The sequence below is a fragment of the Bradyrhizobium sp. genome, assembly GCF_019244115.1.
Classification (GTDB): Bacteria; Pseudomonadota; Alphaproteobacteria; order Rhizobiales; family Xanthobacteraceae; genus Bradyrhizobium.
Window position 1 is genome coordinate 1 of record NZ_JAFATE010000516.1, and the last position, 12,038, is coordinate 12,038.

At 63.7% G+C, this 12,038-nt stretch carries 10 protein-coding genes; 3 read left to right on the forward strand and 7 right to left on the reverse strand.

Annotation, left to right across the window (positions count from 1 at the left end; genetic code table 11):
• Positions 1-429: 429 nt before the first annotated feature.
• Positions 430-1,821, reverse strand: coding sequence for an aminobacteriohopanetriol synthase HpnO (hpnO, locus tag JOZ76_RS22915; protein WP_291702171.1), 1,392 nt, complete (start codon positions 1,819-1,821; stop codon positions 430-432).
• Positions 1,822-1,921: 100 nt separating this feature from the next.
• On the opposite strand from hpnO, the gene JOZ76_RS22920 reads away from it, so the two are divergent.
• Positions 1,922-2,557: a DUF2147 domain-containing protein gene (locus tag JOZ76_RS22920; RefSeq protein ID WP_291702190.1), complete on the forward strand. Its 636-nt coding sequence runs from the start codon at positions 1,922-1,924 to the stop codon at positions 2,555-2,557.
• Here JOZ76_RS22920 and JOZ76_RS22925 read toward each other — a convergent pair.
• Positions 2,528-5,113, reverse strand: coding sequence for an MMPL family transporter (locus JOZ76_RS22925; RefSeq protein WP_291702173.1), 2,586 nt, complete (start codon positions 5,111-5,113; stop codon positions 2,528-2,530). The genes JOZ76_RS22920 and JOZ76_RS22925 overlap by 30 nt on opposite strands.
• Before the next feature lie 81 nt (positions 5,114-5,194).
• On the reverse strand, positions 5,195-5,527 hold the full coding sequence (locus tag JOZ76_RS22930; RefSeq protein ID WP_291702177.1) for a hypothetical protein: 333 nt from the start codon (positions 5,525-5,527) through the stop codon (positions 5,195-5,197).
• A 3-nt stretch (positions 5,528-5,530) separates the two neighbouring features.
• On the opposite strand from JOZ76_RS22930, the gene ispH reads away from it, so the two are divergent.
• Together ispH and hpnH are read left to right on the forward strand one after the other, a co-directional pair.
• Positions 5,531-6,457 (forward strand): 4-hydroxy-3-methylbut-2-enyl diphosphate reductase, encoded by a 927-nt coding sequence (gene ispH, locus JOZ76_RS22935; protein ID WP_291702179.1) that lies wholly within the window; start codon positions 5,531-5,533, stop codon positions 6,455-6,457.
• Positions 6,458-6,483: 26 nt separating this feature from the next.
• On the forward strand, positions 6,484-7,632 hold the full coding sequence (gene hpnH, locus JOZ76_RS22940) for an adenosyl-hopene transferase HpnH (protein ID WP_291702181.1): 1,149 nt from the start codon (positions 6,484-6,486) through the stop codon (positions 7,630-7,632).
• Here hpnH and JOZ76_RS22945 read toward each other — a convergent pair.
• The 4 genes from JOZ76_RS22945 to JOZ76_RS22960 form a co-directional block, all read right to left on the reverse strand.
• The gene (locus JOZ76_RS22945; RefSeq protein ID WP_291702183.1) at positions 7,573-8,307 is read right to left on the reverse strand and encodes a phosphorylase; all 735 of its coding nucleotides are present in this window, start codon (positions 8,305-8,307) and stop codon (positions 7,573-7,575) included. The two genes, hpnH and JOZ76_RS22945, sit on opposite strands and share 60 nt — an antisense overlap.
• Positions 8,304-10,265 (reverse strand): squalene--hopene cyclase, encoded by a 1,962-nt coding sequence (shc, locus tag JOZ76_RS22950; RefSeq protein WP_291702185.1) that lies wholly within the window; start codon positions 10,263-10,265, stop codon positions 8,304-8,306. The genes JOZ76_RS22945 and shc overlap by 4 nt, the downstream gene beginning before the upstream one ends.
• Before the next feature lie 74 nt (positions 10,266-10,339).
• On the reverse strand, positions 10,340-11,614 hold the full coding sequence (hpnE, locus tag JOZ76_RS22955) for a hydroxysqualene dehydroxylase HpnE (protein WP_291702187.1): 1,275 nt from the start codon (positions 11,612-11,614) through the stop codon (positions 10,340-10,342).
• A partial coding sequence (locus tag JOZ76_RS22960) for a squalene/phytoene synthase family protein (RefSeq protein ID WP_291702188.1) occupies positions 11,614-12,038 on the reverse strand: 425 nt, incomplete at its 5' end. The genes hpnE and JOZ76_RS22960, both read right to left, overlap by 1 nt.

A 12,038-nucleotide genomic window follows, 5' to 3' on the forward strand; every position in this document is an offset into this window, starting at 1 on the left:
GCGAGCCGCTGCTCCTCGGGATTCATGGAATCGACGCGGGTCGCCTACGGGACATCGGTCCGCCGTTCAAGGTGATGACTCTCCCGCTGAGGTCGTTGGGCTGTCCATTCACAACGCGGGGAGCAGCCATAAGTTGATTGGAGCTCAAGGGCTCATCCAAAGCGAGCGCGTTATCCGGTTCCCCCAAGGATAGGAGGTCCCGTTCAGATTTCGATGCTGAGTTCGCGCTTGTCCGGTGACAATGTAGCCGGCGTCTCGTCCTGCCGGCGGCACTCGTCGTAGCAGCGTCGCCTGTTATCCTCGACGCTGTTCGCGGTCACAATGGATTCTGCGCGGGCTCGCGGCCCTTGCGGCCGAAAGATCCGCTGGAAGAACAACGATCAGCACGATCGCCGGCAGTCGAGCGCGGTGCAGAGCACCGCCCAAGACTCACGCGGATTTGCGGATCGCGTTGTCGACAAGCGTCTTGCCGAGCGACCAGATCGCGCCGGGCACCTTGTGGCTTGCGGCAATCACCCGGTCGAACGCCGTCTCGATCCAGTTGCAGTCCTCTTCGGTGATGGTGAGCGGCGGCAGCAGTTTGATCGTGTGCAGGCCGTGACCGGCGACCTGGGTCAGGATCTTGTGATCCTTGAACAGCGGCACCGTGATGAGCTGGCAGAACAGGCCCTTGTTGGCGGTCTCCAGCACGTTCCAGGACGCTTTCAGCCGCAGCGATTTCGGGGGCCCGAACTCGACGCCGATCATCAGCCCCTTGCCACGAACCTCCTTCATCAGCTCGTAGCCCGGTACCATCCGCGTCAGCGCGAGGCGAAGCTCGGCGCCGCGCTTGGCGGCGGCCTCGATCAGCCGTTCGTTCTTGATGACTTCGAGGGTTGCGATACCGGCCGCCATCGCAAGGTCGTTCTTGGCAAAGGTCGAGCCGTGCACGACCGCGCGGTCCATCTGGTTGAAGATCCTGTCGAAGATCGCCTTGCGCGTCAGCAATGCACCGACCGGCACGTGGCCGCCCGACAGCGCCTTCGAGAGCAGCACCATGTCGGGTTCGACGTTCCAGTGTTCCACTGCGAGAAACCGCCCGGTCCGCCCCATTCCGCACTGGATCTCGTCGGCGATGAAGATCGTGCCGTAGCGCTTGCACAGTGCGGCAGCTCCCGGCAGGTACTCGTCGGTGGGCATGTTGACGCCCTTGCCCTGGATCGGCTCGACAATGAATGCGGCGATCTGGCGCGACGATAGCGCCTGCTCCAGCGCTCCGAGATCGTTAAAAGGAATCGGCGTGCATCCCGGCAGCAGCGGTTCGAAACCTGAACGGAAATTCGGATCATCCGTGAGCGACAGCGCGCCATAGGACAGGCCGTGATAGGCATGGGAACAATAGACGACGCCGGGGCGCCCCGTCGCGCCCCGCGCGAACTTGATCGCGGCCTCGACGGTTTCCGCGCCGGAATTGGCGAAAAATACCTTGTCGAGATAGGGCACGAATTCGAGCAGCCGCTCGGCGAGCACGCCGGCCAGCGTGGAGACGTCGAGCTGCACCAGGTTAGGCAGATCGCTGTCCAGCACACTTTTCAGCGCGCTACGCAGCGCCGGATGATTGCGACCGATTGCAAAGACGCCGAACCCGCTCAAAAGATCGAGATAGCGCGCGCCATCGCGATCGAACAGGTATTGACCCTGGCCCTTCTGGAAACCAACGTCATATCCGATGGTTTTGAGCACGCGGACCATCTGTTCATTAAGATGGCGCGCATGCATGGAGCCGCGCTGCGCCTGGCGCTCCACAAACATCTCGGAAACGTCTAGATTTGAACTCAGCATCAGTTACATAGTTCGGTTGGCGGCGATTTCGTCAACTGAAAAAGTTCAATGCGGCTTTTTGCCCTTCTTTCGACCAGCAAAGCAAGCACAGGTTTTGACAATGTTGCACTGCCCACGAAACTTCTTGCGGACAGCTCTCTTCTGTTCCGCTTTCTTGCAGGCGGCCTCCCTGTCTGCCGCCAGCGCTGCCGATCCCACCGGCGATTGGCGCGTGGCCGACGGCGTCGCCAACATCCGGGTTGCGCAGTGCAACGGCAGCATGTGGGGCGCGGTTGCATGGGAAAAGACGCCTGGCGGGCGCGACACCAACAACCCTGACGTTTCAAAGCAGAGCAGGCCAACCCTTGGCATGCCGATTCTGATCGACATGAAGAAGAAGGCAGGCCTCAATCAATGGGAAGGACAAGTCTACAACGCCAAGGACGGCCAGTCCTACAGCGCCACCATCACACCTGTCGGTGACGATCAGCTTGAGATCAAAGGCTGTGTGCTCGGCTTCCTGTGCGGCGGTGAAACCTGGACCCGCGTCGCACCGCCGATTCCGTCGAGCCCCGCCAACAGCATGGCCAAGGGCGTCGCGCCGAAAACCGTCGGCGCCGCGCCAAAGACTGCAGCACCGAAGTCGCCGGCGCCACCTGCCCTCGCCGCCAAGGGCGGTCAGAAAGGCGCACAGCAGCCGGCCGATCCGGTCGGCGACATCTGCCTGCTACCCGACATTGCGGGGTTTGCCCATTAGCGCGGGCTGGAACAGCAGCACGGCGGCGAGCGTGGTGACGAGCGACAGCGCAAGCAGCTTGCCCATGCTCGAGGTTCCCGGATGACTGGACAGCCACAGGCTGCCGAACGCGGTCGCCGTGGTCATCGCGCTGAAGAAGATCGCGCGCGTCAGGCTGCTCTGCAACAGGTTGGTGCGGCCTGACCGCCACGCCGTCACATAGTAGATCTTGAACGCGACGCCGACGCCGAGCAGCAACGGCAGCGCGACGATATTGGCAAAGTTGAGCGGCAATCCGATCAGCACACAGATCTCGAGCGTCACGGCGCCCGCGACCAGCAGTGGAACCAGCGTTACCAGCACGTCGGTGATCCGCCGCAGCGTGATCCACAGCAACAGGCTGATCACGACCAGCGAATAGATCCCGGCGTGAATGAACGCCTTCACCACGGTGTCGCCGGATTTCAGGATCGACACCGGGCCGCCGATCGCGGTCGGCTCCGCCGCGAGCACCGCGTTGGCGAAGCGGCGCAGATTGTCGTTGTCGTTGGGATCGCCGCGCGGCAGCGCCTCTACCCGCATCAGCCCATCCTTGGTCTTCCAGGAGCTCACGAGGTCCGGCGGCAGCGTTTTCAGGCTGACCTGCTGCGCCTGCAGCGCGCTCTTGAGCTGATCGAACACCACCTTGAGCGGCGTGACGAAGATCGCCTGCGCTTTGTTGCGGGTGGCCTCATCGGACTTGGCGAGCCGCTCCAGCGCGTCGGCGAGCCGGCGGTTGGCATCGGCGCCCGGTCCCTTGGCCTCGCCTGCGGTCTTGCGCAGGCTGGCGACCGAGCTGTTCAGCGAATCGACATTCTCCGCGTCAGTCGGCGGCGCGTCGATGGAATCCGGATTGAGCGCCGGCTCCAGCACTTTTGCGGCCTGCGCGATCAGCTTCAGCTTGGCGGGCTGATCGTCGGGCACGAAAAAATCGAGCGACATCACGCGCAGCACTTCCGGCAGTTTCTCCAGCCTCGCCTCGATCTGCTTGGCGTCGGCCTCGGACTTGGTCATGACGTCGATGGCATTGGCGCCGGTGTTCGGGTCCTTGCGCAGATCGAGGAAGGTCGCGATCGATTCCGCGTTGGGATTGCGCAGGTTCATCGGGTTGAAGTCGAACTTCATGAAATAGAGCAGCGGCAGCCCGGCGGCGACGATTGCCAACGTCCCGACGATGATCGGCACGCGGTGCTTTTCCAGAAAATGGTCGACCGGTGCCAGAAAGGCGTAGCCGACCGGCTCGTTTTCGCCGGGCGGGTGAAACAGGCGGAGCAGCGCCGGCAGCACTGTGATCGAGGAGAGGAAGGCGATCAGCATGCCGGCGCCGGCAATCTCGCCAAGCTCCGAGATCCCCTTGTAGTCGGTCGGCAGGAAGCACAGGAAGCCGGCCGCGGTCGCCATCGCGGCGAGCGACAGCGGCACGGCCGAGCGCCGCGCCGCCTCTTCCAGCGCCTGCGGAATATTGTCGTTCTTGAATCTTTCAGAGCGGTAGCGGACGCTGAACTGGATGCCGAAATCGACGCCGAGCCCGACGAACAGCACCGCGAACGCGACCGACAAGAGGTTGAACGACCCCGCCATCATCAGGCCGACCGCCGTGGTGATCGACAGCCCGATGAACAGGTTGATGAACACGGCGAGGATGATCTTGCCCGAATGCAGCGCCATCCAGAGAATGAACAGCACGACGATGACGGTGCCGATGCCATTGACCACGGCGCCATCCTGGACGGTCGCGTATTCCTCATTGGCGATCGGCACCGGCCCGGTCAGGCGGACGCGGGCCTGATACCCGCCGGCAAGATCCAGCTCGTTTGCGGCCTGCCTGATCGCATCGGTGGCGCCCTTGCCCGGCTCCAGTTCCTGGTAGTTGAGTATGGGTTTCAGCTCGATGAAGGCGCGGCGGTCGGAGTCGGCCAGCGGCTTGTCGCTCACGAGCTGCCGCCAGGAAAACGCGGCGTTGCGCTTGTCCAGCACGTCTTCGACGGTCTGGGCGACATAGTTGAACGGCCGCGCGGTGCCGTCCAGAGTGACCTGCCCGCGCTTGACGCCGGCAAGCCCGGTCTCCAGCGCACCCGTCAGGCCGCGGATCGAGGGATCGCCGGCCATGATTTCGACCAGGGGCGCGGCCTGTTCGAATTGCGAGGTCGCCTCTCGAACCTGGTCGGTCGGCAGGAACAAGAGGCCGTTCTTCTCAAAAAATTCGCCGGAGCCGAGCGGATGCACGGAGGCGAAATGCGCTGTATCACCTCGGAGCTTCTGTTCCAGCGCTTGTTCCGCCGAACGGGTCAGTTCCGGGGTTGGGGAATCGATCACGACCAGAATGGTGCGGTCGCGATCGAAGGCCTGTTCGAACTGCTGGTCGCGCTGCCGCCAATCGAGATTGGGCGAAATCAGGGTGTTGATGTCGGTGTTGATCTTGAAATGATGCGCCGTGTAGACACCCGCGCCGACCGCGAGCGCAAGGCCAACGACCAGCGTGACGGGGGCGAACCGCGTGCAGGTTCGGACGATCGCAACAACAATGCTTGTCAGCACATCAATTCTTTCTGGTCAGATCAGAGAACATGCCGAAACGTCCGCTCGTTCCGCGGAGTTCCGGCAGGCCCATCCACGTTTTCAAGGCTCTTCAAAAGTCGGACAGGCACCGGTGAGGCGGCTCATATAGCCGGCTTTGTCAGGCGGTAAAGTGACGAAGCGATGAGCAAGCATCTTCTTCGTTTTCAATATCTTACAAGAAAGTATGATAGTACCAATATGGGCTCGCAGGAAAAAACGAACAATCTGCCGGTCCCTTCCCTCCCTGCTGAATTTTTGACACAAAGCCCTTGCTTTCCCTGTGTTCAATACCGTGCGGACGGGAACTCGCGCAATGGTGCGGATATTGCCCTGATCCGAAGGCACGGCGTTTGTTTTCAAGAATGAGAGTGAGGCAACTTGCGTACCGGACATCCCATGGAAGTGTACCTCGCGCAGCCGCGCGGTTTTTGTGCCGGCGTCGTCCGCGCCATCGAGATCGTGGAGCGTGCGCTCGAGAAGTACGGCCCGCCGGTCTATGTCCGGCACGAGATCGTCCACAACAAATACGTGGTCGAGAGCCTGAAGAACAAGGGCGCGATCTTTGTCGAGGATCTCAGCGAGGTCCCGCCGCTCGCCGTGACCGTGTTCTCCGCCCATGGCGTGGCGCGCACGGTGGAAGAGGAAGCCGCAGCCCGTGGTTTGCCGGTCCTCAATGCCACCTGCCCGCTGGTGACGAAGGTCCATAACCAGGGCAAGCGCTATATGTCGAAGGGCCGCGCCCTGATCCTGATCGGGCATGCCGGCCATCCCGAGGTCGAGGGCACCATGGGCCAGGTTCCCGGCCCGGTGCTGCTGGTCCAGAACGTCGCCGACGTCGCTGCGCTAACCCTGCCGGTCGACACGCCGGTCGCCTATATCACCCAGACCACGCTGAGCGTGGATGACACAAAAGACATCATTTCGGCCCTGAAGGAGCGGTTTACAGACATTCAAGGCCCCGACATCCGGGATATCTGCTATGCGACACAGAACCGGCAATCTGCGGTAAGGGACCTTTCCAAGCTGGTGGATGTCATCCTGGTGGTGGGGGCTGCCAACAGTTCCAACTCGAATAGATTGCGCGAAATCGGCACCGAGGCCGGCGTCGCCAGTTACCTTATTGCCGACGGCAGCGCGCTCAATCCGGAGTGGCTGAAGGATGCCAAGGCTGTCGGGATCACCGCGGGGGCCTCGGCCCCCGAGGTTCTGGTCGACGACGTCATCGAAGCGCTGCGGCGGATCGGACCGGTGAAGGTCCAGGTGCTGCCGGGCCGCGAAGAGAACATCGAATTTCGTCTGCCGGCGGAACTCGCCGCGGGCTAACCAACAGATCGGAAAGAAAACTCGTAATGGCCATACCGTTCCTGAAGGAAATCCGCATCGGCAGCTATCTCGTCAAGCAGAAGCTGATGGGCCGCAAGCGCTATCCGCTGGTGCTGATGCTCGAGCCCCTGTTCCGCTGCAATCTCGCTTGCGCCGGCTGCGGCAAGATCGACTATCCCGACGCGATCCTGAACCGCCGCATGACGGCACAGGAATGCTGGGACGCCGCCGACGAATGCGGCGCGCCGATGGTCGCGATCCCCGGCGGCGAGCCGCTAATTCACAAGGAGATCGGCGAGATCGTGCGCGGCCTGGTCGCGCGCAAGAAGTTCGTGTCGCTATGCACCAACGCGCTGCTGCTGGAGAAGAAGCTCGACCTGTTCGAACCGTCGCCCTATTTGTTCTTCTCGGTGCATCTCGACGGGCTGCGCGACCACCACGACAAGGCGGTCTCGCAGAAGGGCGTGTTCGACCGCGCCGTGTCGGCGATCAAGGCCGCCAAGGCGCGCGGCTTCACCGTCAACGTCAACGCCACCATTTTCGACGGCCACCCGGGCGAGGAGATCGCCAAATTTCTCGACCTGACGACCGAGCTCGGCGTCGGCGTCTCGATGTCGCCGGGCTATGCCTATGAGCGTGCCCCCGACCAGGAGCACTTCTTAAATCGCACCAAGACCAAGAAGCTGTTCCGCGACGTTTTCGCGCTCGGCAAGGGCAAGAAGTGGAATTTCATGCATTCCGGCCTCTTCCTCGACTTCCTCGCCGGCAACCAGGATTTCGAGTGCACGCCCTGGGGCATGCCGGCGCGCAACATCTTTGGCTGGCAAAAACCCTGCTATCTGCTCGGCGAAGGCTACGCAAAGACCTTCAAGGAGCTGATGGACACGACTGATTGGGAAACCTACGGCACCGGCAAGTATGAAAAGTGCGCCAACTGCATGGCGCATTGCGGCTACGAGCCGACCGCCGCCAGCGCCGCGATCAACAACCCGTTCAAGGCGCTGTGGGTGAGCTTGCGCGGCATCAAGACCACGGGCCCGATGGCGCCCGAGATCGATCTGAGCAAGCAGCGCCCGGCGCAGTACATCTTCGCCGAGCAGGTCGAGAAGAAGCTGTCAGAGATCCGCCGGGATGAAGCTCTCGCCGCCGAGCAGAAAGCCTCGACAGCCGCGTAGGCTCTTGAGCGCGCGATTGAAATCGATTCCGGTCGAGACCAGCGCGCGCAACAGGCGCGGATTGCGCACGACGCCCTTGAGGATCTTGCGCAGGTCGATGTCGCCATTCGGTTTGATGGCGGCTTTGGCCAGCGCCGGCAGCGTCCGGTCGGCGGGGTCGCTGATCACCCGAAGCGCCGCGAAGGGAAGGCCCGCCTTGGTCGCATAGTCGGCCGCGATATGGCTTTCCATGTCGACGGCCGCCGCCCCCGTGACCGAGCGCAGGGCCGCCTTTCTGGCCCGGGCCATCACGACCTCTTCGACGCCGGCCAGCCCCCCGCGCACGACGCGGCGGCGGCCCAATGCAAGGCCTGACAGCAGCGTCTCATTGAGGGAGAGCCCGGCGAGCCAGCGGGCGTCGCCCGCCATGACCTCGGTGGCTACCACGACGTCACCCGATTTCAGCGAAGGGTCCAGCCCCCCGGCAACCCCGAAGCTGATGACGCCGCGAATCGTGGTGGGATCGAAAACCGTGAGCAGCGCCCGCAACTGCCTGGGATCGCTACTCGAGCAGATGACCGCCATTCCCGGCCCTGCCGCGATGCGGGCCTCCTGCAACAGACCGGTCACAATCAGTATCGGCCGCGGATCGATGGGATATTCCGCGGAAAAGTCTTCCCCTTCCCCCAAATTCACATTCCGACCCCTACCACCCTGGTGTTCGTCTTCGTCAGGTTCCTGTACCGCGCTAACGCCCAGAGCGGAAAGAACTTCGGGTAACCATGATAACGCAGATAAAATACGCGGGGAAAGCCCGTCGCGGTGAAACGCTGCTCGTCCCAGAGCCCTTTTTCCGCCTGTGTTGCCATTAAGTACCCAATCCCCCTGGAAACCGCGGGGTTTTCGACCTCTCCCGCGGCCATTAGGGCAAGCAAGGCCCATGCCGTCTGGGAGGCGGTCGAGGACGCCGCCGTCTGGCCGCGGTAGTCGAGCCCATACGTCATGGCGTCCTCCCCCCAGCCGCCGTCCTGATTCTGGATGGTGACGAGCCAACTGACCGCCTTGCGGATCATCGGATCCTGGTGGCTGATCCCGGCGGCATTGAGCGCACACAGCACGCTCCAGGTGCCATAGATGTAGTTCATGCCCCAGCGCCCCCACCAGGATCCTTCCGGGTGCTGGGTGCGGCGGAGGTAATCGATTCCGGCGGCCACAGCCTTGTTCTTGTCGGCGGTCTGCCCGAGCTGGGCCAGCATCGACAGGCAGCGCGCGGTGACATCCTCGGTCGGCGGGTCGAGTAGCGCGCCGTGATCGGAGAACGGGATGTTGTTGAGGTAGTATTCCAGATTGTTGATGTCGAAGGCGGCCCAGCCGCCGTCGCGGCTCTGCATGCCCTCGATCCACTCCACCCCGCGGGCGATCGCGTGATCGTAAGCGTGGCCGCCGGTGCCGCGCTGCATACGGTCCAGCGACATCACGACAACGGCGGTGTCGTCGAGATCGGGGTAATGCGCATTGTTGTACTGGAACGCCCAGCCGCCCGGGCGCACGTCCGGCGCCTTGACCACCCAGTCGCCCTTGACGTCCAGCACCTGCCGCGGCAGCAGCCACTCCAGCCCCTGCTTCGCCGAGGCCAGCGAGGTCTCGTCGCCGGCCTCCAGCAGCGCATGCGTGGTCAGCGCGGTGTCCCACACCGGCGAAACGCAAGGCTGGCAATAGGCCTCCTCGTCGCCGATCACGAGCAGGTCCTCAAGACCCTTGCGCGTGTTGGCGCGCGGCGGATAGTCCGGGCCCTTGCCGAGCGCGTCATACATCATGACGATATTGGCCATCGGCGGGTAGATCGCGCCCATCCCGTCGATGCCGTTCAGCCGTTCCTCGATGAAGGCGAGCGCGGCATCGATCGCGCGCTGCCGCAACCTCTTCGGGAACATCGGCTCGACCACGCGCAGGACGCTGTCGAGCGCGCGAAAGAACGTGAACCAGCCGAGACTTTGATGCGGCGCCTTCCTCGTCATGCCGATCGAGCGCGGATCCTGCAGGAACAGTTCGTCGACGCCGACGCCTTTCGGATTCTTCGCGCGCGGCTTGAGCGCGCCGAGCACCAGAAGCGGCACCATCGTGGTGCGCGCCCAGTAGGAGATCTTTGCGATGTGGAACGGAAACCACAGCGGCAGGAGCATGATCTCGACCGGCAGCACCGGGACGCTCTTCCAGTCCAACACGCCGAACAGCGCCAGCGTGAAGCGGGTGAAGACGTTGCTGTGCACGGCGCCGCCGCGGCTGCGGATCGCCTCACGCGCGCGCACCATGTGCGGGGCATCTGTGGAATCGCCGATCAGCTTTAGCGCGAAATAGGCCTTGACGCTGGCGCTCATGTCGAAGACGCCGTCATGCACCAGTGGCCAGCCGCCATGCGCGCCCTGCACACGGCGCAGATATTTTGCGATCTTGGTTTCGAGGACGGCGTCGACGGGCTCGGCGAGATAATGGCGCAGCAGGATGTACTCGGCCGGAATGGTGCTGTCGGCCTCGAGCTCGAACACCCAATGGCCGTCCGCCCTTTGGTAGTCGAGCAGTGCGCGCGTTGCGGCGGAGATCGTGGTCTGCAGGCTCTTGCCGTCGACCTCTACGGTTTCAGCAACGGAAAGCATTTCGTTCACATCTCCGTCTCTGCCGCTCCGCATCACCTATCGCGGGCGGCGCAGGAAGTTCAGATCGGTGCTGCTTAGCGCAGGCCAAGCACCAGGTCGGCTGCGCGGTCTCCGGAGCGGACCGAACCCTCGATGGTCGCGGGCAACCCCGTAGCAGTCCAGTCGCCGGCGAGAAACAGGTTTTTGACAGAAGTGACCGGGCCCGGGCGCAGGGCGTTCTGCTCCGGTGTGGCCGCAAATGTGGCACGGCGCTCGCGCACGATCTGCCAAGGGGGCAATTCCTTCGACAAGTCAGCAGCTGCCTGCGCGGGCAGCCCCGCGGCGGCGCAGACGTCGCGCCAGATGGTTTGCGCCAGCTCTTCGCGCGGCGCATCGACCAAGCGGTCGCCATTGCTGATGGTGACCGACAGCCGCTGCGGAAACGCGAACAGCCATTCCACCGTGCCGCCGATCACACCGAGGATCGGCGCGGCTCCGGGCGGCGGGTCGTAGCGGAAATGCGCGTTGACGATGGCACGGAACTCGGTCGGCGTCTTCAGGCCCGGCAGCAGCGAAGCGGCGGCGCGCGGCGGAACGGCCATGATGACGCAATCGTCGGGACCGACTGCGATTTCATCGCCGCGGCCAAAATTCAGCGCGCCGACCCGGTCGGACGACATTGCGAAAGCGCGCAGCTCATGACCAAAGCGCACGCTCGCGCCCTTGTCCTGCAGCAGCTTGACCGCGGGCTCGACCAGCACGGCGCTCAAACCCTCGCGTGCGATCAGCGGGCGGCAGGCCTGCCCGCCGGCAAGCAGCGTCTCACGAACGATGGCGCCCGCAAGCCCCGCCGAGCCTTCGGGGGGATCGACATTGAGCGCGGCGAGCAGGAGCGGCTGCACCAGCCGCTGATACAGCGTCCCGTGGCAGGGAATGGCGTCGCCGACCAGCCGCTCCGTCCCGGCCCAGGTCAGCGGCGCCAGCTTTAGATAATCGCCAATTGCGGTGTCGGGCACGCGTCGGCTCTTGTCGAACAGCCAGAGCGGCAGACGGCTGTCGCCGAGATCGATCTGCCAGCGCCGTCCGTCAGCAAGATCGACGAACGGGAACTTCGCGCTGTTCGGCCCGACGAGCCCCGCCTCCGTGCCGATCGAACGCGCGTAGCTGAGCGCGTGCCGGTTGCCGGACAGCAGCAGATGATTGCCGTTGTCGATGGTGAGATTGGTCGCCGCGTCGAAATACGACCGGCAGCGGCCGCCGGCCTGTTGCGTCGCCTCGTGGACATGCACGTCAAGACCGGCATTCTTGAGCCGCACGGCCGCCGAAAGGCCGGAAATTCCAGCGCCGATGATATGAACGGTTTTGGGCATCAGATGATCGCGTAACGCAGAATGATGGCGATGCGGGCGAGCTTGCCGACGCGGACCGGCTCGCGCGGCGCGGCGAACCCGCGTGCCAATAAGAGCTCCAATATGGCGCGGTAGTATTTTTCCATGATGCGGGGTGCGCGGACCGCGCGACGCGAATTTCGCTTCATCACCTCGTCGGCCTGCTCGAAATGCCGCTTCGCCCGGTCGGCGAGCGGAAGGCAGACTTTTGGCAGCGCCCGCTCGGCCGCTACCTTGACGGGATCATCACTGGTGATGCCGGCATGCAGCAGGGCCTCGCGCGGCAGATAGAGCCGGCCGAGGCCGGCATCCTCGTCGATATCCCTGAGGATGTTGGTCAGCTGCAACGCCCGGCCCAAATGATGCGCGAGCAGGAGGCCGTCCTCTTCGGGCATGCCGAATACCC

Excerpts from the sequence above, each read along its gene's own strand:
- hpnE (WP_291702187.1), bottom strand. The coding sequence starts at position 11,614 with ATGCCCAAAACCGTTCATATCATCGGCGCTGGAATTTCCGGCCTTTCG.
- ispH (WP_291702179.1), top strand. The coding sequence starts at position 5,531 with ATGGAAGTGTACCTCGCGCAGCCGCGCGGTTTTTGTGCCGGCGTCGTC.
- hpnH (WP_291702181.1), top strand. The coding sequence starts at position 6,484 with ATGGCCATACCGTTCCTGAAGGAAATCCGCATCGGCAGCTATCTCGTC.
- shc (WP_291702185.1), bottom strand. The coding sequence starts at position 10,265 with ATGCTTTCCGTTGCTGAAACCGTAGAGGTCGACGGCAAGAGCCTGCAG.
- JOZ76_RS22930 (WP_291702177.1), bottom strand. The coding sequence starts at position 5,527 with ATGTCCGGTACGCAAGTTGCCTCACTCTCATTCTTGAAAACAAACGCC.
- hpnO (WP_291702171.1), bottom strand. The coding sequence starts at position 1,821 with ATGCTGAGTTCAAATCTAGACGTTTCCGAGATGTTTGTGGAGCGCCAG.
- JOZ76_RS22920 (WP_291702190.1), top strand. The coding sequence starts at position 1,922 with ATGTTGCACTGCCCACGAAACTTCTTGCGGACAGCTCTCTTCTGTTCC.